Source organism: Bradyrhizobium erythrophlei (assembly GCF_900129505.1).
GTDB lineage: Bacteria > Pseudomonadota > Alphaproteobacteria > Rhizobiales > Xanthobacteraceae > Bradyrhizobium > Bradyrhizobium erythrophlei_D.
Genome location: NZ_LT670818.1, coordinates 145182 through 165585, shown reverse-complemented (window position 1 = coordinate 165585; position 20404 = coordinate 145182). Strand labels below are relative to the sequence as shown.

The following is a 20404-nucleotide window of genomic DNA, read 5'->3' as shown; positions in this document are numbered from 1 at the left end:
GTTCTGGTCCGAGGCGGCGGCGTCACCAATGAAGAACGGGCTCTATTCGGTCCACATCCATATGCTCGACGGGGTGAGGGGCCGCGACAGCGGGATTCTCATCCTCCGGGACGGCGTTTTCCTCGGCGGTGGCCCCTATTTCTGGTCGGTCGGGACCTACACGCTCGGGGACGGCACCTGGAAAGGGCAGCTCTCGACCAACCAGCACACGCCCTTTGCCGACCCCTTCGTTCGCCCGCTGTTCGGCGGGCAGGAGGTCACCAGCGGGTTTTCGGGAACCTTTGGCGACGATCAGGCCGAGGTGTTTGGCACGACGCTGGTGGGAACCCGCAGCCTGAGTTTTCGGGCGACCTTGAAGAAGCTCGCGGACGGCTGACGCGGCGGATTTTCCACGCCGTCATCAACAGGTTTTCCACAGTTTTTCCACAGCCCTGTCAGCCAATTTTTCCCGTCATTGCCGCGACTTCCGCTGACGGGCGCCCGCGCTCGCCACTCACTTGAACAGTGCGCGATGGTCCCGCAGGATCACCCGCGCGGCGTTGTGGCCGGGCGCGCCGGTGACGCCGCCGCCGGGATGCGCGCCGCTGCCGCAATGGTAGAGGCCCTTCAGCGGACCGCGATAATCGGCGTGACCGAGCATCGGCCGCGCCGAGAACAACTGGTTCAGCGTCAGCGCGCCATGGAAGATGTCGCCGCCGAGCAGGCCGAACTGCCGCTCCAGATCAAGCGGCGACAGGATCTGCCGGCCGATCACGCTGGCCGAAAAACCCGGCGCGTATTGGTCCACGGTCGCGATCATGAGATCGGCGACCTCCTCGCGATGGTCGTCCCAGGATTTGCCATCGGGCAATTGCGGCGCAACGTGCTGGCAGAACAGGCTCGCGACATGCTGGCCTGGAGGACAGAGCGTGTCGTCGAGCGTCGAGGGGATCAGAACTTCGATAACCGGCGCACGGCTCCAGCCATGCGCGCGGGCGTCCTGCCAGGCGCGATCCATATAACCGAGAGTGGGAGCGATGATGATGCCGGCGGAGAGATGATCGCCCGCGCCGGGCAGCGCCGTGAAGGAGGGCAGGGCGCTCAACGCCACGTTCATCCGGAAGGTGCCGGAGCCGTTGCGCCAGTTCCTGATGCGCGCGAGGAATTCGCCCGGCAGCGCGTCCGCCGGCACCAGCCGCGTGTACAATAGTTTCGGATTGACGCCGGAGACGACGTATTTCGCCCGAACGGTCTCGCCATTGTCCAGAACGATTCCGGCGGCGCGGCCGCGCTCGACGATCACCTCGCGCACGCCGGCGTCGAGTTCGATCTCGACACCGTGTCCGCCCGCCGCGCGCGCCATCGCCTGTGTGATCGCGCCCATGCCGCCGATGGCATGTCCCCAGACGCCCTTCTTGCCGTTCACCTCGCCGAACGCATGGTGCAGCATCACATAGGCGGACCCTGCGGCGTAAGGGCTAGCATAATTGCCGACGATGGCATCGAATCCGAACAGGGCCTTGACCAGGTCGCTCTCGAAGACGTCGTCGAGTATTTCGCCGGCGGAGCGCGTGAACAGGTCGAGCAGCGAGCGTTGCTGTTCGAGGGAAAGTTGTCGAAGAATGCCGGCGGTGCCGACGGCGTTGAGGGCTTCGCGGATCGCTCCGATGCCAAAACCCTCGACCAGGTTCGGCGGCGCGCGCAGCACAAAGGCGCGCAGCACGTCGGCGATCTCTTCCAACTCGCGGTTGAACGCATCGATCCTGTCCGCATCCCGCTCGCTGAGTTTTGCGATGGATTGTCTGGTGCGCCCTTCGCCGGTCAGCAGATAGCCGCCATCGGGGGCGGGGAGAAAATTCTGGGCGCGGCGCTCGACGATTTTCAGGCCATGGTCGTGCAGCCTTAGATCAGCAATGATCCGCGGGTTGAGCAGGCTGACGGTATAGGCAGCGACCGAATTGCGAAAGCCGGGATGGAATTCCTCGGTCACCGCCGCACCGCCGACCACCTTGCGGCGCTCGACCACCTTCACCCGCAGGCTCGCCATGGCGAGGTAAGCGGCGCAGGTGAGGCCGTTATGCCCGGCGCCGATGATGACAACGTCCGTCTCTGTCATGTCCGCTTCAAGAAGGTTTGATGATGTCAGTCATTCCGAGGCATCGCGCAGCGATGCACCCGGAATCTCGAAAGTGAAGATCGCAAAACACGTCGGGAATCCTGGTTCCTGCCTTCGGCCGGTCCCGGAATGATGTTTCAATGTTTCCGGAGTCTTCCTTAGCGAAGATGATTGCATCAGCCCAGCGCCAAGTGACGATCCCGGTTCCGCGGAGCGCATTGCCCGCCGCGCTGCCATATGCTCCATTGCCCGCGCCGGCGCGCGCCTCGCCGGAATCCCGGCGCCTGCCGGGTTGATGCCGGAGTTTTCATGAATTCCCCTGATCCGTCCGTCGTCACGGACCGACCTTCCGCGAGCCGAAACCGGCTGGTGCTGATCGTCTACACGGCTGCGATCTTCGTCAGCGCGCTGCTGCTGTTTTCGGTGCAGCCGCTGTTCACCAAGATGGTGCTGCCGCGGCTCGGCGGCTCGCCGGCGGTGTGGTCGGTGGCGATGGTGTTCTTTCAGTCGCTGCTGCTCGCGGGCTATGCCTATGCGCATTATCTGACGCTGCTGCGCAATCGCCTGCTGCCTGTCGTCATCCATCTGGCGCTGCTTGTGGTCGCGCTGCTGTCGCTGCCGCTGTCGATCGCGAGCGGCTGGGGTGAGCCGCCGACGTCGGGCTACGCGTTCTGGCTGCTCGGCCTGTTCGCGGTCTCGATCGGGCTGCCGTTCTTTGCGTTGGCGGCCAACAATCCGCTGCTGCAGGCCTGGTTCTTTCGGTCAGGCCATCCCAGCGGTCCCGATCCCTATTTCCTCTATGCCTCCTCGAATATCGGCAGCTTCCTGGCTTTGCTGTCCTATCCGGTGCTGCTGGAGCCGATGTACACCTTGCGCACGCAGAACCTGATCTGGACCGGCGGCTACGGCCTCCTGATCGTCCTGATCGCCGCCTGCGGCGTGCTGCTGCTGCGCTCGCCGGTCATGGTGATCGCCGATATCGCTGCCGAAGATACCGACGCGCCGGCGCCGCCGTGGACGCTGCGCGCGCGCTGGGTCTTTCTCGCCGCGGTGCCGTCGGGACTCCTGATCGCGGTCACCGCGCATATCTCCACCGACGTCGCGGCGGCGCCGCTGTTGTGGGTGCTGCCGCTGTCGATCTATCTCCTGACCTGGGTGCTGGTGTTCCAGTCGCGCCCGCTGCTGCCGCACAAATGGATGCTGATGGCCCAGCCGCTGGCGATCACGGGCGTGATCGTGCTGCTCGCGGTTGGCGGCGAACAGAACCTGCTGCTGACGCTCGGCGGCCACCAGCTGTGTTTCTTCGTCATTGCGATGGCCTGCCATGGCGAACTGGCGCGCACCCGCCCGGCGGCGAAATATCTCACCGGCTTCTATGTCGCGCTGTCGTTCGGCGGCATGGTCGGCGGCTTGTTCGCAGGGCTGATCGCGCCATTCGCGTTTTCATGGGTCGCCGAATACCCGATCCTGCTGGCTTTGGCGGCACTGTGCCGGCCGCCCGGCGGCGCGGAGCGGTTCTCGCGCTGGAGTGCCTGGTACTGGCCGTTTCTCGCGGTGCTGGCGGTGGCGCTGATCGCGCCGTCCTGGTCCGACGGCAGGATCATGCATTGGCTCGACGACAACAGGGTCTGGATGATTGGCGGGGTCGGCCTGCTCTCGGCGCTGCTGGCGCTCGGGCTGAACGCCGACCGCTGGAAGATCTTTGCCACGGTCGCGGTGGCGCTGGTCTTGATCCGGGCCTATCCGGCCGACGACGGGCGGGTGGAAACGGTGCGCAGCTTTTTCGGCGTCCACAAGATCGTGGTGACGGCGCACGGCCAGTATCACGTACTGATGCACGGCACGACCATTCACGGCGCGCAAAAATTCCAGAACGACGACGGCACGCCGGTCACCGGCCGGCCCGAGCCGATCACCTATTACCAAAAGGACGGCGGCATCGGGCAGGCGATCACGGCGGTGCGCGAGCGCAAAGGCGCGCCGCTGCGCGTCGCGGTGATTGGACTCGGGTCGGGAACGCTGGCTTGTGCCTCGCAGCCCGGCGAAACCTGGAAGTTCTTCGAAATCGACCAGACCATGGTCGACACCGCGCGCGACCCGAAATATTTTACCTATATCAGGGATTGCGAACCGGATTTGAAGCCGGTGATCGGCGACGCGCGGCTGACTTTTACGAAAGAGCCTGACGGCGTCTATGACCTGATCATCGTCGATGCCTATTCGTCGGACGCGATCCCGATCCACCTCGCCACCGAGGAGGCAATGGCGATCTACAAGGCAAAGCTTTCGCCGCAGGGCGCGGTGGTGATGCACGTCTCCAACCGGCATCTGGAACTGGCCAGCGTCATCGTCGGCATCGCCGAGGCCAACGATCTCAAGAGCTGGGTCTACAGCGAGGATTCCAACCGCGACAACGAATACATTTTCGCGACCTCGGTGGTGGTCTGCGCGCGCGAGGAAGCCGATGTCGGCAAGCTGGCGTCCTCGGACGAGTGGGCGCTGACGGAGGCCGACGAGAACCAACGGGTCTGGACCGACGATTATTCCAACGTGCTCGGCGCGGTCTACCGCCGGCTGCGCGACGGGGAGCAATAACGCTTGGATATTGGGGGGAGTTCGATGCACGATAAAGTCGACGTCCTGATTATCGGATCGGGCGCGTCGGGCGCCGCGGTGGCGTGGAGCCTCGCCGACACCAGGATGCGGATTCTCTGCCTGGAGCAGGGCGACTGGGTGAAGCCGACGGATTATCCGAGCAACGGCCGCGACTGGGAGGCGCGGCTGTTCAGCGATTTCGCCATCAATCCCAACCGCCGCGCCCGGCCGACCGATTATCCGATCAACGACGCCAATTCGCCGATCAAGGTGGTGAACTTCAACGGCGTCGGCGGCAGCACCATCATGTACACGGCGCATTTCCCGCGCCTGCACCCTTCCGACTTCAAGGTGCGCACGCTCGACGGCGTCGCCGACGACTGGCCGATCGACTACGCGACGCTGGAGCCGTACTTCGCCGAGAACGATCGCATGATGGGCGTCTCCGGCCTTGCCGGCGACCCTGCCTATCCGCCGAAGCAGCCGCCGATGCCGCCATTGCCGCTCGGCAAATCCGGCGATCGTTTCGGCAAGGCGATGAACCAGCTCGGCTGGCACTGGTGGCCGTCCGACACCACCATCGCCACCACCGATTATGAGGGCCGCGCGCGCTGCATCAATCTCGGCCATTGCACGCCGGGCTGCGCGCAAGGCGCCAAGGCCTCCACCGACATCACCTATTGGCCGGTGGCGATCCGCGCCGGCGTCGAACTCCGCACCCGTTGCCGGGTCCGCGAGGTCACCGTCGACGAACACGGCATGGCCTCCGGCGTGATCTATTACGACGCCGAGGGCAAGGAGCACTTTCAGCCCGCCGAAGTCGTGATCCTCGCCTGCAACGGCGTCGGCACGCCCCGCCTGATGCTCAATTCTGTGTCGGCGAAATTCCCCGACGGCATCGCCAATTCCTCGGGACTGGTCGGCAAGAACCTGATGTTTCATCCCTATGCGCTGACTTACGGCTATGTCGACGAGCCGCTCGACGGCAATCACGGCCCGCCGCTGTGCCTGTGGAGCCAGGAATTCTACGAGACCGACCCCAGCCGCGATTTCGTGCGTGGCTATACCTTTCAGTTCGGCCGCGGTGTCGGCGCGATCCTGGAAGCGATCGTCAGCGCCAATGCGGGACGGCTGCCCTGGGGCGAAGACCATCACACGGCCTACCGGAAGCTGGTAAACCGCCGCATCGGGCTGTCGGCGATCTGCGAGGACCTGCCCGAGGAGCACAACCGGGTGACGCTCGATCCGGTGCTGAAGGACTCCAGCGGCATCCCCGCGCCCAAACTCGACTACACCATCAGCGCCAACAGCCACAAGATGATGAACCACGGCATCGCACGGGCGAAGGAAATCCTGACCGCCGCCGGCGCCGGCAATATCTGCGTCGAGAGCCCGATCCTGAACGGCGGCTGGCACCTGCTCGGCACTGCGCGGATGGGCACCGATCCCGAACGCTCGGTGGTGAACGAATGGGGCCGCTGCCATGACGTGAAAAACCTGTTCATCGTCGACGGCAGCATCTGGGTGACGTCGGGCGGCGTCAATCCGACCTCGACCATCCAGGCGCTGGCGCTCTACATCGCCGACAGCATCAAGCAGCGCCTCGCCAATCTGTTCGACTGAGGGCCATCGCGATGCCGACTCCCGACCTTACCGCCGAACAGGTCCGCGACTTCCGCGCGCTGGCCGGCACGATCATCCCGCCGAGCACGACCTATGGTGTGCCGGGTGCCGACGACGAGCGCATCTTCGGCGACATACTGAAGAGCCTCGAACGCGACCATGACGATATCTGCCGGGCGCTGGCGCATCTCGTCCGGCTGGCCGGCGGCGCCTTCGTTCACCTCGACCCGGCCCGCCGCTCCGAAGTTGCCTCGACGTTTCGCGAGGCCGGCGGTGCGCCGCTCGCCGCGCTCGTCCGCGTGGTGCTGCTCTGCTACTACCGGGACGACCGGGTGATGCACTCGCTCGGCCTGGAGCCGCGCCCGCCTTTCCCCAAAGGCCACGTCGTAGAGCAGGGCGACTGGTCGTTGCTCGATCCCGTCCGCCAACGGCCGCCGATGTACAGGCTGGCCGACCAGGCGAAATCTCGTTAATTTCAGGGATGGATTGACGCGCGTTTGCGCGCGTCAATCCTGATAGGTGAATAGCCCGCGCGGCTGGTAATTCGGCCGCGGCGCATAGACCTGCGGGGCGCCATACTGCGGAGCGTAGCCGCGGTTGTCGTAATATTGGGATTGCGGCTGCGGCGGCGGATAGGCCTGCGCGTCGTAGAGTCGCCGGCTGGAGCGCGGCGCCGGATAGCGCGCCACATCCTGGCTGCCATCGGCCGGATAGATGTAGCCGTCATCGGGCCGCTCTTGCGGATACTGGGCCTGCGCCGGCTGCTGCGGTGTCAGCACGACGGGATCGCCGGCCGCATTATATTGCTGTGCGTAGGGGTCGGCGGAGTCGCGGCGGGCGACTGCGGTGTTGCCGCGGAGCCGCGGATTGCGCGCCAGCGCGATCTGCGACGAACCGGTGAGCGTCACGGTGGTGTTGAGCACGCCATCCTGTTCCACCAGCGCATACAGCGTCGAGGCGTTGGCGCGCGACAGCCGCACGCAGCCATGGGAAACTGGAGAGCCAAGCTGGCCCTCGGACCCCGTGCCGTGAATCGCGTGACCTTCCCTGGTGAAGAAGATCGAATGCGGCATCGGCGCATCGTCGAATTCCTTGGAGAAATGGTCCGGCTCCATCCGGAAAGTGCGGAAGGATCCGTTCGGCGTCTCGTGCGACGGGTTGCCGGTCGAGACCGGCCAGTGGTAGCGCTCGACGCCGTCGACCGCGACGGTCATCATCTGATTGTTCTTGTCGACGGTGATGGCGATTTTGGCCTGGGCGGAGCCGCTGGCCGCAAACAACATGAGGCCCGCGAGGGCAACGAGGTAGGAACGCATGTTAACTCTGGCCTCCGGCCTTTGACTGTAGCGCCACCCTCACCGTCCCAGCTTCTATATGCCAGAAATTCGGCTTTTGTTCCAGCGGTCTGAGGGGCCATCGTTAATGTGGGGTGGGGCGCAAACAAGGCGGCAGCGCGATTTCAGGGAGCAGGCCGGCACTAACTTTTCGTGCCGTCACTAACTTTTCGTGATGGGCTGGGCCGAGGTCTCGAGTTGACCATGGCGCAGCAACCTTTTCGTCACACCGGCGTTACATAGTCCCGCCCGACGGCGCGATCGCGGCCGAGCATTGAGGAATCCGATGAATACGAAGACCAGGGTCAAGACAGCAGTGTTGCCGGCCGGCTCGTGGCTGAGGTTTTATTTTGCTGCAGCGGCGGTCGCGCTGGCGCTGCTCGCGATCCCCCATCTCGGGCACGCGCAAGGCATCGTCGGCGGCGCGCAGGAAGGTGCGCGCGAGGGCGGCCGCGCGGCGGGTCCGGTGGGTGCGGTGGTCGGCGGTGCGGTCGGTGCCGGCGTCGGCGGCGCGGTCGGTGCCGTCAACGGTGTGCTCGGCATTCCCAATCACCGCTATTATCGTCATGGCTACCGCTGCCGCGGCTATTACAATCGCTACGGCCATTTCCGCTGCTATCGGTAAATTCTCGCCAGCCGTCATTCCGTGCGCAAGCGCTTGCGCGCGGAATAACGCGCTTTCGCGCGTCAGTTCTTCAGCCGGTACCCGGTCTTGAAGATCCACCACACCACGATCATGCACAGGGCGAGGAACGAAAGCGTCATGCTGATGCTAAGGCCGACACTGACATCGGCGATCTCATAGAAGCTCCAGCGGAAACCCGAGATCAGATAGACCACCGGGTTGAGCAAAGTGATGGTGCGCCAGCCCGACGGCAGCATGTTGACCGAATAAAAGCTGCCGCCGAGGAAGGTCAGCGGCGTGACCACCAGCATCGGGATCATCTGCAGCTTTTCGAAACCGTCGGCCCAGATGCCGATGATGAAGCCGAACAGGCTGAAGGTCACCGCGGTCAGCACCAGAAACGCCAGCATCCACACGGGATGATGGATGTGCAGCGGAACGAACAGTCCGGCGGTCAAGAGGATGATCAGGCCGAGGATGATCGATTTGGTCGCGGCCGCGCCGACATAGCCGAGCACGATCTCGAAATAGGAGATCGGCGCCGACAGCAATTCGTAGATGGTGCCGACGAATTTCGGAAAGTAGATGCCGAACGAGGCGTTGGCGATGCTCTGGGTCAGTACCGACAGCATCACCAGTCCCGGCACGATGAAGGTGCCGTAGCTGACGCCTTCGACCGAGGTGATGCGCGAGCCGATCGCGGCACCGAACACCACGAAATACAGCGAGGTCGACACGACAGGCGAAACGATGCTTTGCAACAGCGTGCGCCAGGTGCGCGCCATTTCGAACAGATAGATCGCGCGGACCGCCCGGAAATTCATGGCGCCCTCACCAGGCTGACGAAGATGTCTTCCAGCGAACTCTGCGTGGTATCGAGGTCGGAGAAGCGGATGCCGGCGCCTCGGAGATCGCTGAGCAGGCTGGTAATGCCGGTGCGTTCGCCCTTGGTGTCGTAATGGTAGGTGAGTTCGCAGCCGCCCTCCGAAAGCTCGAGCTCATAGGGCGCCAGCTCGGTCGGGATCGCCTCGATCTTGCTCTGCAGATGCAGCTTCAGGTGCTTCTTGCCGAGCTTCTGCATCAGGCCGGCCTTGTCCTCGACCAGGATGATCTCGCCTTTGTTGATGACGCCGATGCGGTCGGCCATCTCCTCGGCCTCTTCGATGTAATGAGTCGTGAGGATGATGGTGACGCCGGAGGCCTGAAGCCGCCGCACCACTTCCCACATGCCCTTGCGCAGCTCTACATCGACGCCCGCGGTCGGCTCGTCGAGGAACAACACCTGCGGCTCATGGGAAAGCGCCTTCGCAATCATGACCCGGCGCTTCATACCGCCGGAAAGGGTGACGATCTTGGCGTCCTTCTTGTCCCACAGCGACAGATCCTTCAGCACCTTCTCGATATGGGCGGGGTTCTTCGGCTTGCCGAACAGGCCGCGGCTGAAGCTGACCGTCGCCCATACCGATTCGAAGGCGTCGGTGTGCAGTTCCTGCGGCACCAGCCCGATCAACGAGCGCGCGGCGCGATAATCGGCGTTGATGTCATGGCCGTCGACGGTGACCTTGCCACCGCTGAGATTGGCGATTCCGCAGATGATGCTGATCAGCGTGGTCTTGCCGGCGCCGTTCGGCCCGAGCAGCGCGAAGATCTCGCCGCGCCGGATCTCGAGATTGATGTTGTTCAGCGCCCTGAAGCCGGTGCTATAGGTCTTGGACAGGTTTGCAATGGATATGATGGGAGTCATGCCAGGCTTGAAAGTCTGAATCAGGAATGTGGGAAAGGAGGATAAAGAGATGACGTGGCGCTTCGGCCCTCTTGAGGGCGGGCATCCAGAGATAGGGACGCCGAAGGCGGCGCGCAAGCGCTGGCGCGCCCCGGCCGTATAGCCGGGTCAAGGAACGGCAGCGCCCCTCAGCGGGGCCGGCGGAAATCATCTGAAATATCAAATCACCTGAAATATTCGGTGATGACGTGCATATCGAAGGGGGAGGCGGACGCTCCGTTCAGACTGGCGTCGATCACGCGCCGGCAGATTTCGACGGTGTCATGGTCGCCGAGATCGTTGGCAGCTTCGAGCACGATCCAGGCCGCATTCAGCGGGTTTTCCGGCTTCTGCTCGTCGGAGCCGATGCCAGGGCGGTTGCGTATGCCGAGCGAAATTGCATTCATGGCCGATATTTTCCCATCTGTTTCATCGGTCGTCTCACTACATGGCCAGCGCCGGCCGGCGCTTGGTGTCGGCATCGGAGGTTCCGGGATGCTTGCGCGACTGATAGAGTTTCAGAACGCTGCGGGATGTCTCGATGTTGACCCGGCCATAATCGCGTTCCAGGTCCCGCAACTCCTGCGCGGTGATGCGGTGATCCTTGGCGCCGAGAAAGAGCAACGCCATGGTCGTCGCCCACGAAAATTCCAGCGACTTGGCCAGCAGCAGCAGCGTTTCTCTGTTCCTGTCCAGCAGCGCGCGCTCGATCACGTCGCCCGGCAAGGAGCACAGCAGGGACAGTCCGATCGTGACCTCTTCGATCTTATGGGAGCGGGCGTAGATCGATATGCTGTCTTCGTTCAGATTGCCCTGCCGATGTTGCGTCGTCACCACCCGTTTTGCGACGTAGTAGCTTCGCGACACCGGACCGAACTTTGACTGCAGCTCGCCCGCGACATCGGTCACCGAGGACTGAATCTGCTCAAGCATATTGGGGCGTTCGCGTTCCAGCCGCTTGCGCACGTCGTCCGACGCCTTGGCGATGAGCTGCTGGAAGACGTGCCTGGGGATATCGCTACGCAGGCCGAGCTGCTCGGCCAGGATGGAATCGCCTTCGGCCCGCGTGATCATGTGCAGGAAGCCGAAGTCGGAGAGGCGCGCGCCGTTGTTGCGGACGACGGAGTTGACGACCTCCTGATTGCCGCGCGTCACCAGCACATCGGTGACGCTCTCCTCGATCGATTTACGCTCCGAAATCGCCAGCATGTGGGTCTGGCCCTTGGTGCAGACGTTGGCGACCAGGGCGTAGGGCTCGAGCCGTTGCGACTCCCGCAGCACGGGACCGGCGACCTCGATCTCGTCGTCGAAGGCGAGCTTGTGGATGATATTGACCGGAGCCTGGTCGAAGCGGGCGAGCCGCTTGGCAAGCTGCACCCGGCTCGCGACCTCGATCTCGTCCGCGAGCCGCCCGATCACTTCGCCAAAGGTCCAGATCTCGTCGTCACTGTAACGGCCGGCGATCATCAGATCGGTGGTATGCCACAGCGCTCGCTTGCGGCTCTCCGGCGTACCTCGCGAGACCGCCTCATCGAGATCCCGGAGAAACGAACTGACATCACTCATTTCGGTAGACCTTAAATCGCAGCACACACGCACAAGCGTTATCCAGGTTCCAAATTACCCGCCGACAGGCGATTTTTCGGTAAAGAAGCGGAATAAGTATTGCCTCTAAGGATTCGTTCAAATGCGACGGAGTTGGTTAGCTGGTGCGGTATTTCGGGCTTCGGGCGCTGGATATATCCGGTCAAATACCGGAGAGATCGCCCGGATCCCTGGCGGCCTCGAAACGGGGGATCAGGTCAGCGGGCAGGACCACCAATTTCGTCGAACGGTTGACGGATGCGCCAAAAATGGCGGCCTCGGCGACCGTCTTTGCGAGCCGCGTGTATTCGGACCAGACCAGATAGAGCATCAGGGGCGGTTGCTCCTCGCCCGACAGCAGTTGCGCGCAGCGGTCGCCGGCGCCTTCCGTCAGCCACCATTGCTGTGCCAGTGTGACGAGCTTCCTGAAATGGCGGATGGTGCCGGATTGCCGGGTCGGATCGACGCCGGCCAGCTGCGCACAATGGGTCAGCCAGTTGAGCCCGGCCACGATGGCGGTGGAGAAATCGGCGGTCGCGGTCCCCGTGAAGTCGATCACGGTATCCGCGTGGGGGCGGTGAAAAAGATAGGCGTCGATCATTTCAAGCTGGCGGGCAGCTTCGCAGAGCAGCCCGAATTCGCGCCCGGGCACCGCCACCACGTACCGCATCGCCTCCAGCCTTGTGTCATCCCAGACCGCGGCCACGTCGCCGCCTCCGTCCGACAGCGTGCGCTTGCAGGCCGGATAAATCAGTTTGCCCTGATCGGTATCGTCGAGATATTTTGGAATGCGCTTGGTGAGATATTCCAGCAGGAGATCAGGCGTGATGAAACCTCGCAGCGGCGCTGTCGCCACGGGCTTCCTTGAAAATTGCTTCTTTGAAATCAACCACTCGAACAAGTCGGCTGTCCCAATAACGGGCTCATGCCGACCTTACACCCGCTCTACGAAACTATCGACCACCTTCTTCTCGCCGGCCTTCTCGAAGGCGATGGTGAGCTTGTTGCCGTCGATTTTCACCACTTGGCCGTAGCCGAATTTCTGGTGAAACACCCGATCGTCCAGACTGAATTCCGAAGTAGTGCCGGTGGATTTGGCGATCAGCTCGCCTTCGATCGTCAGGGGGGCGCGCTTGCCGCGGGAGAAGTCGCCGCCCCTTGAAGCGGTATCGCCGCGCGAACCCGAAAATGGCGACTGGTTCTCGTTAAAGCCGCCGCCGGCCTGGCCTTGGCCGTTTCCTTGGCGGCCGCCCTGGCCGCGGGCCCGGTTGGCCTGGGCGCGCTGCCAGCCCGGCGTCGTGTAGCTCGAGCCGAAGGACTCCACGTTATCGAAGCGCGAGGGGCCGTAGCCGCCGGAGCCGCCCCAGCCGGAGCCGCCCTTGGACTCCGTGATTTCGACATTGTACGCCGGCAGTTCGTCGAGAAAGCGCGACGGGATCGTGGTCGACCAGGTGCCGTGGATCCGCCGGTTGGTGGCGAAATAGATCTTGGCGCGGCGGCGCGCGCGCGTGAGACCGACATGGGCGAGACGGCGCTCTTCTTCGAGTCCGGCGCGGCCCTGTTCGTCCAGCGTACGCTGGCTCGGAAACAGGCCTTCCTCCCAGCCCGGCAGGAACACATTGTCGAACTCGAGGCCCTTGGCCGAATGCAGGGTCATCACCGACACCGCGTCGTCATCCGCGCCGCCGTCGCGGTCCATCACCAGCGAGATGTGCTCGAGGAAGCCTTGCAGGTTCTCGAATTCCTCCATCGAGCGCACCAGCTCCTTGAGGTTATCGAGCCGGCCGGCGGCATCGGCGGAACGGTCCTTCTGCCACATCTCGGTATATCCGCTCTGGTCGAGAACGATCTCGGCCATTTCCGTATGCGATGTCACCTCGCGCTGCACGCGCCAGCGATCGAAGCTGGCGATGAGGTCGCGCAAGGAGCCGCGCGCTTTCGGTTTCAGCTCATCGGTCTCGACCACGGCGCGGGCGGCCTCGAACAGCGGAATGCGGCGCTTGCGGGCGTGATCGTGCAGCATCTGCACGGTGGCGTCGCCGAGGCCGCGCTTCGGCACGTTGACGATACGCTCGAAGGCGAGGTCATCGGCCGGCGAATTGATCACGCGCAGATAGGCCAGCGCGTCGCGGATTTCAGCGCGCTCGTAGAACCTCGGACCGCCGATCACGCGATAGGGCAGGCCGAGCGTGACAAAGCGGTCTTCGAACTCGCGCATCTGGAACGAGGCCCGCACCAGAATGGCGATATCGTTGAGCCTGTGGCCGGCGCGCTGCAGCTCCTCGATCTCCTCGCCGATGCCGCGGGCTTCCTCTTCGGAGTCCCAGGAGCCGGTGACGGTGACCTTCTCGCCGTCGACGTCCTCGGTGCGCAGCGTCTTGCCGAGCCGGCCTTCGTTATGCGCGATCAGATGCGAGGCGGCGGCGAGAATGTGCCCGGTGGAGCGGTAATTGCGCTCGAGCCGGACCACCTTGGCGCCGGGGAAGTCGTGGTCGAAGCGCAGGATGTTGTCGACCTCGGCGCCGCGCCAGCCATAGATCGACTGGTCGTCGTCGCCGACGCAGCAGATGTTCTTGGAGGGCGGTATGGCTGCCGATTGCGCGACGCCATCCTCGCCGTCATTCCGGGGCGCACCGGCAGGTGCGAACCCGGAATCTCGAAGTGGCTGCTCACCATCAGGAGATTCCCCGATGTGTGATTGCACATCGTGGTTCGGGCCTTCGGCCCGCCCCGGAATGACGGGACGCCCCGGAATGACGGCGGAAAGCGGCACGCCGGGCTTTGACGGCGCCTGCGCCAGCAGCCGCAGCCAGAGATACTGTGCGACGTTGGTGTCCTGATATTCGTCGACCAGGATGAACTTGAAACGGTTCTGGTATTGCCGGAGCACGTCGGGATGCTCGCGGAACAGCCGGATGTTCTCCAGCAGGAGATCGCCGAAATCGGCGGCGTTGAGGATCTTCAGCCGCTCCTGATAGGCCGCATAGAGCTTGCCGCCCTTGCCGTTGCCGAATACGGCGGCTTCGCCGGGCGGCACCTGCGACGGCGTCAAGCCGCGGTTCTTCCAGCCGTCGATCAGCCCGGCCAGCATCCGTGCCGGCCAGCGCTTGTCGTCGATGTTCTCGGCCTGCAGCAGCTGCTTCAACAGCCGGATCTGGTCGTCGACATCGAGCACGGTGAAATTGGACTTCAGCTGCACCAGCTCGGCATGAAAGCGCAGGATGCGGCCGCCGATGGAATGGAACGTGCCGAGCCACGGCATGCCTTCGACCGCCTGGCCGAGCATCTGGCCGAGCCGCAGCTTCATCTCGCGCGCCGCCTTGTTGGTGAAGGTGACCGAGAGGATTTCGCCCGGCCGCGCGCGGCCCGTGCTGAGGATATGGGCAATGCGGCAGGTCAGCACCCGGGTCTTGCCGGTGCCGGCGCCGGCCAGCACCAGGACGGGCCCGTCCAGTGTCTCGACCGCCTCGCGCTGCTCGGGATTGAGGCCCGAGAGATATTGCGGGCTCGCCGCCGCCCGCGCACGCGCGGCGATGCCCCCAGCGGCGGGCTGGTGGTCGGGGACCTCGTGATGGATCAGCTTGTTCGGCTCGGTCATATGCGAATCGTCTTCCGCCCACGATGACACCGTGGGGCCGTGAAGGGGAGCCTTCATAGCAGGATTGAACCGCATATAGGGCTTTGCCGAGGCTTTTGACAGGTTTTATCCCGCCTTGGCTGCGGGCCGGATTGCCGCCTTGACCCCGGATTTTGTTCCCCTTGCGCGACGAAATTTTCCCGGTTTCCAGGGCCGGAACCCCCGGGAACATTCGTTCCGAAGCCCGATTATTCCAGCAGCCGATGCGCGGCGCCGTCCGCCGCGCTGAGTTCAAACCGAGAGGACAAGAGGGCGTGTCATGCTGAGCTGGGTCGTTACGTTTTTGATTATCGCGCTGATCGCGGGCGTGCTGGGCTTCGGCGGGGTCGCCGGTGCCTCGATCGAGATCGCCAAGATCATCTTCTTTATCGCGGTCGTGCTGTTTCTGGTCTCGGCCGTGGTCGGCCTGGCGCGGGGCCGCACCCGCGTCTAGCCGGAAGCCTCGGTTGTCTCCGGCAACCTAAGAGCCCGGCGGCCGCAAAAATCAAAGGGCCGCCGGTTTGTCGCTCGGGTCCGTCTTTTTGTCGCGCGAGACCGGTTGCGGCGTCACTGGCAAAGCTCGGCCGCTGAAGGATGTTCGCTGCGCGCCACGTGTTGCGCGATCAAGACGGAGATCTCGCGGGCGTGGGTCGCAATCATGAAATGGGCCGCTCCGGCGATTTCGGCGATGGCGGCATTCGGGATGCAATGGGCCAGAAGCTCGTTGGCGCGTTTGACGGCCGGGTGACTGGCTTCGCCCCATAGAACGAGCGTGGGTGTTTTGACGCTCGCAATCAACGCGGGCTTCAATTCGAAATCGTAGCCGCTTGCCCAATCGAGCAGGTTGACCGGCGTGGTCTCAACAGCGTAATCGCGCACGCGTTGCGGCCAGCCGGCGAAGGTGCCCGCGCCGCCATAGAAATCGATCATTTGTTCGATCGCGGTCTTGTCGCCGCCATAATGCGCCTGGAAATAGCTGTCGGTCATATTCCGGAAGGCGAGATAGTGCCGGTATTCGCCCATCGGCCGCAAGATCTCGGCCGCGGGCGCTTCCGCAATGGTCAGGCTCAGCAGCGGCACGCGCCGTCGCAGCGCGACCACGAGTGCAGTCAACCCGCCAAAGGAATGGCCGACCAGGTGGACGGGGCAGGCCGCGCGTCGAATCACCGTTTCGATGGCCTCGGCCTCGTGGGAAATATCGGTATCTCCCGCGGTGCGCCGCTCGGCGGTGCCACCATAGCCCAGCAGGCTGGTCGTCACGCAGCGGAAGCCACACGGCCAATGCGCGAGCATCGGCCGCCAGGCCGCGCCGGTGCTGCACGATCCCGGCACCAGCACGACCGTCGAACCGGCTCCGGTCTCGTCGTAATCCACGCGCCCGCGCAAATCTTCGATCATGATGTCGATGCTCCCTGCGATCGGACAAGGCTAGCGAGAGCGGCGTCAAGCCGCGTCCTCCGAATGGAGGATCGATGGCTTGGCGCCGCGCCAACTGAACCCGTTGGCCGCGAGATCAGCGCTTTGTGATCACCACTTCGAGATATTCGCTGGGAACGACCATGGTGCCGTCATCGGCGCGGTTGAGCTTGCCGACCAGCGCCAGCAGATCGCTTCGCAACCCTTGCTGACTGGCGGCGTCGAGCGCCGCGAAAGCCTTGAGCATCGGGCCGTAATAGCTTTTGAAGATGTCGAGGAAATGCTCCGGCGAACGATAGCGAAAGTTGAAATCGCGCCGCTCGGCCCTGATGGAGGCAGCCGAAGCTCCGAACATCTCCTTGAGACGCGCCTCGGTGCCCCACAGCGCCGGCGATTTCGCACCCGGCGGCGGCGGCAGGTACTTGCCGAGCGTCTTGAAGAGCTGGCCGATGAAGCCTTCCGGCGTCCAGTTGGCGAGCCCGATCTTGCCGCCGGGCTTGCAAACCCGTGTCAGCTCGGCCGCCGCTTTGTCCTGGTCGGGCGTAAACATGACGCCGAAGGTCGAGACCACCACGTCGAAACTGGCGTCGGCGAAATCCAATGCTTCCGCGTCGGCCTCCTTGAATTCGATCGGCAGGCCTTCGGCGCCGGCGCGGAGCCGGCCGCGCTCCAGCAGGCTCGGCACATAATCGGTGGAGACGACGTCGCACCAGCGCCGCGCCGCGGCGAGGGTAGCGTTGCCGTTGCCCGCGGCGACGTCGAGTACCTTTTGTCCCGAGCGAAGGTCGAGGGCTTCGCAAAGCTGTTCGCCGACGATCTGCAGGGTGGTGCCGACAATGGCGTAGTCGCCGGAGGACCAGGCGCCGTGCTGACGCAGCTTTAGCGCTCCGAGATCGGGCTGCACGGGCTTTTGACTGATGGCGGCGGAGGAGGCGGTCATGATGATGGTTCCCTTACGGTTGTCGGGTTGCACGACCACTGGCTTAGCCCTTAGGGCGGCAGACGCTTATCCAGTTCGCGCCACAACTATCCGGATGATGAACTTTTTCGCGCAAGGCGAGACACATCAACGGGGGTTTCGGAGTTTTTGAAATGATCGCGAGCCAAAAACCAGGATCGACGTCATCGCCGCTGCCGCGCAGCGTTCGGCGTACCCTCGAGGCGATGCATGCCAATGCCGGGCACGGCTGGAACCTGAGGGAACTTGCCGCCGTGGCCGGCGTTTCCGGCCGGACGCTGCAGCGGCAATTTCTGTCCTTTGTCGGCAAGGCGCCGCGCACCGTGCTTCGCGATATCAACTTCGACCAGGCGCGGCGCGAGCTGCTGCAGGGGTCCGCCGGCACCAAGGTCGTGGACGTCGCGATGCGTTGCGGATTTCCCCACCCCGGCCGGTTTTCCGTCGAGTATCGCGGCCGCTACGGCGAGACACCGTCGCAAACGTTGAAGCGGCAGGAGCTGTTCGCGGCCGCTCTCGCCTCAATGCCTCCGGTTTTCGTGCCGCCGCGCGACCGGCCGACGGTCGCCTTTGGCGCGATCGAGGCGGCTGCGGAACATATCGGGGTCGCCGGTGCTATCGCCGATGATCTGGCCACCGCGCTCGCCCGCGCCGGGGTTTCCGTCGCCAGCCAACCGGGTTCGGCGCGCTACCGTCTGGCCGGTGCGATCCGGGGCGAGGGCGCGCAGATGCGCCTGATCTTCCGGCTGATCGACAACGAGACCGGTCGCCAGCTCTGGGCCCATCGTGCCGACGGCGTGCTGCGTGACGACGATGCCGGCGAGGAACTCCTCGCCACGCGGATTGCAGCGGCACTTCAGCCCTGCCTGCGCTCAGCCGAAATCGAGCACGCGTTGCGCAAGCCCGGCAACGATCTCAGCGCTCATGACCTTGCCCTGCGGGCGATGCCGGGGGTGCTTTCGCTCGATGCCGAGGGAAATGCGCGGGCTCTCGATTTGCTCGAGCGCGCCATGGACCAGGATCCTACCCACGCGCTGGCGACGGCGCTGGCGGCCTGGGCTCATGTTCAGCGTGTGGTCTATCACTTCACCGCCGACCCGCAAGCCGAGCGGGCTCGCAGCATCGAGCTGGCGCATAAGGCGCGCGCGCTTTCCGGCGACGCCAGCGTGCTCGCCGTGCTCGGCAACGCCCTGACATTACTCGACGAGCTCGACACTGCGCAGCTGGTGATACGCAAGGCGCTGGCTGTCGACGGTGGCTCGGCCTGGGCCTGGAGCCGCAGCGGATGGCTCGACGTCTATCACGGCGATCCCGACTCCGGGATCGAACGGTTCAAGATCGCGCTCGACCTCGCGCCGCACGATTCGCTGGCCTTCAACAGCCTGGTCGGAATCGGCTGCGCGCATTTCAAGGCCGGCCATTATGCCGAGGCGGCAAGCTGGCAGGAGCGCGCGCTGATCGAGCATCCGTCGGCGATCTGGGTGCATCGAACCCTGTGCCCGGCCTACGTGCTCGCCGGAGCAAAGCCGGAAGCCCGCCGGAGCTTGGCCGCGCTGCGGGAGCAATACCCGCAGCTCACGCTGTCGGAAGTGCGGCGAGGCCTGCCGCCGCTGCCGGAAACCTACAGCAATCTCGTTTTCGACGCCCTGCATGACGTCGGGCTTCCGGCTTAGGGAATATTTCCGCAGCTGTGGTGAAGCACGCGAAACGGCGTCGTTTCGGCGAACTGGCCACTTCGCGCCACGATGATCTGGTCGGGCGGCCGGGTGCCTTGGAAATGCCATCGAGTCGTTATGGCTGTGCGGCGAAACCGGGCTGCCATTTTCCTTCCGCATCATTTTCCTTTCCGTATCATTGCTTTTGAGGCGATTAGCCATGAACGATAACGAGCGGTTGGCGGTGCTGATTGGCGATATCTACGACGCCGCCCTCGACCCCGCGCAGCGAGCCGACGTGCTCGAGAAGATCGCGAGCTTCACCGGCGGCCATTCGGGCGGGCTGCTTTCGAAGCGCTCGCTGAGCCGTTCCGAAAATCTCTATTGCTATATCGGGGCCGATCCCGAAGGCCTGCGGGCCTATTCGGAAAGCTATCCGAAACTCGATCCGATGGCGGGCTCGCGTTCCTTCGGCGTCGCGCAGGTGGTGAGCGTCGCGGATCTCGTGCCTTACGACGAGTTTCGCCGGGGTCGCTTTTACCGGGAGTGGGCGCGGCCGCATGGCTGGGTCGACGTCGCCAACGTGGTGATCGAAAAATCGACGACCAGTTGCACGTTTCTCAGCGTTGCGCGCGATGCGGCGAGCGGCATGGTCGACGACGAAATGCGCCGGCGCCTGACGCTCATCATCCCGCATGTCCGGCGCGCCTGGCTCATCGGCAAGACCATCCATCTCGGGCAGGCCGAGGCGGCATGCTTTTCCGATATTCTCGACGGCCTGAATGCCGGCTTGATCCTTGTCGACGGCATCGGCCACGTCGTCCATGCCAACGCGGCGGGTAATGCCATTCTCGGCGCCGCCGACTTCCTGCACACGGTCCATGGGAGGCTTGTCGCCGGCGATGCGGCGACCAACGCGGCCTTTCGCGAAATACTCGCTGCCGCGGAGGGGGGAGATACCGTCGTCGGCGTCAAGGGCATCGCGTTGCCGCTGACCGCGCATGACGGCGAACGCTGGCTCGCTCACGTGTTGCCGCTGACCTCGGGCGCGCGCCGGCACACCGGACTTGCCTATAATGCGGTTGCCGCCTTGTTCGTCCGCTAGACGACACTGGAGGCCTTCGCGTCTCCCGAGGTTATTGGC

The 20404-nt window shown here is 64.2% G+C and carries 18 protein-coding genes; 8 read left to right on the top strand and 10 right to left on the bottom strand.

Annotated elements, in window-relative coordinates; genetic code table 11:
• The first annotated feature begins 28 nt into the window (after window positions 1-28).
• A complete protein-coding gene (locus B5525_RS00745; protein ID WP_079572748.1) occupies window positions 29-376 on the top strand; it encodes a GrlR family regulatory protein in 348 nt (115 codons plus the stop codon).
• A gap of 117 nt (window positions 377-493) precedes the next feature.
• Here the strand turns inward: B5525_RS00745 and B5525_RS00740 are convergent, their stop codons facing one another.
• Complete coding sequence (locus B5525_RS00740) at window positions 494-2095, bottom strand: phytoene desaturase family protein (protein WP_079564024.1); 1602 nt, start codon at window positions 2093-2095, stop codon at window positions 494-496.
• A 309-nt stretch (window positions 2096-2404) separates the two neighbouring features.
• Between B5525_RS00740 and B5525_RS00735 the strand changes: the two genes are divergently transcribed.
• Genes B5525_RS00735 through B5525_RS00725 form a run of 3 tightly spaced genes read left to right on the top strand, consistent with a single transcriptional unit; the run spans window position 2405 to window position 6786 of the window.
• Window positions 2405-4690 carry a spermidine synthase gene (locus tag B5525_RS00735; protein ID WP_079564022.1) on the top strand — a complete coding sequence of 762 codons (2286 nt, stop codon included), beginning with the start codon at window positions 2405-2407 and terminating at the stop codon, window positions 4688-4690.
• Between the two features lie 24 nt (window positions 4691-4714).
• A complete protein-coding gene (locus B5525_RS00730; RefSeq protein WP_079564021.1) occupies window positions 4715-6313 on the top strand; it encodes a GMC family oxidoreductase in 1599 nt (532 codons plus the stop codon).
• 11 nt (window positions 6314-6324) lie between these two features.
• Window positions 6325-6786 (top strand): hypothetical protein, encoded by a 462-nt coding sequence (locus B5525_RS00725; RefSeq protein WP_079564019.1) that lies wholly within the window; start codon window positions 6325-6327, stop codon window positions 6784-6786.
• A 33-nt stretch (window positions 6787-6819) separates the two neighbouring features.
• Here B5525_RS00725 and B5525_RS00720 read toward each other — a convergent pair whose 3' ends face one another.
• The gene (locus B5525_RS00720) at window positions 6820-7629 is read right to left on the bottom strand and encodes a L,D-transpeptidase (RefSeq protein ID WP_079564018.1); all 810 of its coding nucleotides are present in this window, start codon (window positions 7627-7629) and stop codon (window positions 6820-6822) included.
• Window positions 7630-7933: 304 nt separating this feature from the next.
• Between B5525_RS00720 and B5525_RS00715 the strand changes: the two genes are divergently transcribed.
• Window positions 7934-8272, top strand: a complete 339-nt coding sequence (locus B5525_RS00715; protein WP_079564016.1) for a hypothetical protein — start codon at window positions 7934-7936, stop codon at window positions 8270-8272.
• 62 nt (window positions 8273-8334) lie between these two features.
• Here B5525_RS00715 and B5525_RS00710 read toward each other — a convergent pair whose 3' ends face one another.
• The 6 genes from B5525_RS00710 to B5525_RS00685 form a co-directional block, all read right to left on the bottom strand.
• On the bottom strand, window positions 8335-9096 hold the full coding sequence (locus tag B5525_RS00710; protein ID WP_079564014.1) for an ABC transporter permease: 762 nt from the start codon (window positions 9094-9096) through the stop codon (window positions 8335-8337).
• Entirely contained in the window at window positions 9093-10016 is a 924-nt protein-coding gene (locus B5525_RS00705; protein WP_079564013.1) for an ABC transporter ATP-binding protein, read from the bottom strand. The genes B5525_RS00710 and B5525_RS00705 overlap by 4 nt, the downstream gene beginning before the upstream one ends.
• A 203-nt stretch (window positions 10017-10219) precedes the next feature.
• Complete coding sequence (locus tag B5525_RS00700) at window positions 10220-10441, bottom strand: hypothetical protein (protein WP_079564011.1); 222 nt, start codon at window positions 10439-10441, stop codon at window positions 10220-10222.
• A 37-nt stretch (window positions 10442-10478) separates the two neighbouring features.
• Window positions 10479-11600: a DUF2336 domain-containing protein gene (locus B5525_RS00695; RefSeq protein WP_079564010.1), complete on the bottom strand. Its 1122-nt coding sequence runs from the start codon at window positions 11598-11600 to the stop codon at window positions 10479-10481.
• Window positions 11601-11781: 181 nt separating this feature from the next.
• A complete protein-coding gene (locus tag B5525_RS00690) occupies window positions 11782-12474 on the bottom strand; it encodes a hypothetical protein (RefSeq protein ID WP_154072999.1) in 693 nt (230 codons plus the stop codon).
• Window positions 12475-12552: 78 nt separating this feature from the next.
• Entirely contained in the window at window positions 12553-15216 is a 2664-nt protein-coding gene (locus B5525_RS00685) for an ATP-dependent helicase (protein ID WP_079564006.1), read from the bottom strand.
• Window positions 15217-15514: 298 nt separating this feature from the next.
• On the opposite strand from B5525_RS00685, the gene B5525_RS00680 reads away from it, so the two are divergent.
• The gene (locus B5525_RS00680; protein ID WP_079564004.1) at window positions 15515-15688 is read left to right on the top strand and encodes a DUF1328 domain-containing protein; all 174 of its coding nucleotides are present in this window, start codon (window positions 15515-15517) and stop codon (window positions 15686-15688) included.
• 113 nt (window positions 15689-15801) lie between these two features.
• Here the strand turns inward: B5525_RS00680 and B5525_RS00675 are convergent, their stop codons facing one another.
• A complete protein-coding gene (locus B5525_RS00675) occupies window positions 15802-16632 on the bottom strand; it encodes an alpha/beta fold hydrolase (protein ID WP_079564003.1) in 831 nt (276 codons plus the stop codon).
• Window positions 16633-16747: 115 nt separating this feature from the next.
• Window positions 16748-17590, bottom strand: a complete 843-nt coding sequence (locus tag B5525_RS00670) for a class I SAM-dependent methyltransferase (RefSeq protein ID WP_079564001.1) — start codon at window positions 17588-17590, stop codon at window positions 16748-16750.
• A gap of 152 nt (window positions 17591-17742) precedes the next feature.
• Here B5525_RS00670 and B5525_RS00665 point away from each other — a divergent pair, with 152 nt between their 5' ends.
• Both B5525_RS00665 and B5525_RS00660 read left to right on the top strand, forming a co-directional pair.
• Entirely contained in the window at window positions 17743-19278 is a 1536-nt protein-coding gene (locus B5525_RS00665; protein ID WP_079564000.1) for a helix-turn-helix domain-containing protein, read from the top strand.
• A gap of 202 nt (window positions 19279-19480) precedes the next feature.
• Window positions 19481-20365 carry a LuxR family transcriptional regulator gene (locus tag B5525_RS00660; protein WP_244567793.1) on the top strand — a complete coding sequence of 295 codons (885 nt, stop codon included), beginning with the start codon at window positions 19481-19483 and terminating at the stop codon, window positions 20363-20365.
• The last annotated feature ends 39 nt before the right edge of the window (window positions 20366-20404 follow it).

Coding starts and splice junctions, on each gene's coding strand:
- B5525_RS00670 (WP_079564001.1), bottom strand. CDS start 17,590: ATGACCGCCTCCTCCGCCGCCATCAGTCAAAAGCCCGTGCAGCCCGAT.
- B5525_RS00705 (WP_079564013.1), bottom strand. CDS start 10,016: ATGACTCCCATCATATCCATTGCAAACCTGTCCAAGACCTATAGCACC.
- B5525_RS00715 (WP_079564016.1), top strand. CDS start 7,934: ATGAATACGAAGACCAGGGTCAAGACAGCAGTGTTGCCGGCCGGCTCG.
- B5525_RS00700 (WP_079564011.1), bottom strand. CDS start 10,441: ATGAATGCAATTTCGCTCGGCATACGCAACCGCCCTGGCATCGGCTCC.
- B5525_RS00685 (WP_079564006.1), bottom strand. CDS start 15,216: ATGACCGAGCCGAACAAGCTGATCCATCACGAGGTCCCCGACCACCAG.
- B5525_RS00695 (WP_079564010.1), bottom strand. CDS start 11,600: ATGAGTGATGTCAGTTCGTTTCTCCGGGATCTCGATGAGGCGGTCTCG.
- B5525_RS00680 (WP_079564004.1), top strand. CDS start 15,515: ATGCTGAGCTGGGTCGTTACGTTTTTGATTATCGCGCTGATCGCGGGC.
- B5525_RS00745 (WP_079572748.1), top strand. CDS start 29: ATGAAGAACGGGCTCTATTCGGTCCACATCCATATGCTCGACGGGGTG.
- B5525_RS00725 (WP_079564019.1), top strand. CDS start 6,325: ATGCCGACTCCCGACCTTACCGCCGAACAGGTCCGCGACTTCCGCGCG.
- B5525_RS00675 (WP_079564003.1), bottom strand. CDS start 16,632: ATGATCGAAGATTTGCGCGGGCGCGTGGATTACGACGAGACCGGAGCC.
- B5525_RS00735 (WP_079564022.1), top strand. CDS start 2,405: ATGAATTCCCCTGATCCGTCCGTCGTCACGGACCGACCTTCCGCGAGC.
- B5525_RS00720 (WP_079564018.1), bottom strand. CDS start 7,629: ATGCGTTCCTACCTCGTTGCCCTCGCGGGCCTCATGTTGTTTGCGGCC.
- B5525_RS00740 (WP_079564024.1), bottom strand. CDS start 2,095: ATGACAGAGACGGACGTTGTCATCATCGGCGCCGGGCATAACGGCCTC.
- B5525_RS00660 (WP_244567793.1), top strand. CDS start 19,481: ATGAACGATAACGAGCGGTTGGCGGTGCTGATTGGCGATATCTACGAC.
- B5525_RS00730 (WP_079564021.1), top strand. CDS start 4,715: ATGCACGATAAAGTCGACGTCCTGATTATCGGATCGGGCGCGTCGGGC.
- B5525_RS00710 (WP_079564014.1), bottom strand. CDS start 9,096: ATGAATTTCCGGGCGGTCCGCGCGATCTATCTGTTCGAAATGGCGCGC.
- B5525_RS00665 (WP_079564000.1), top strand. CDS start 17,743: ATGATCGCGAGCCAAAAACCAGGATCGACGTCATCGCCGCTGCCGCGC.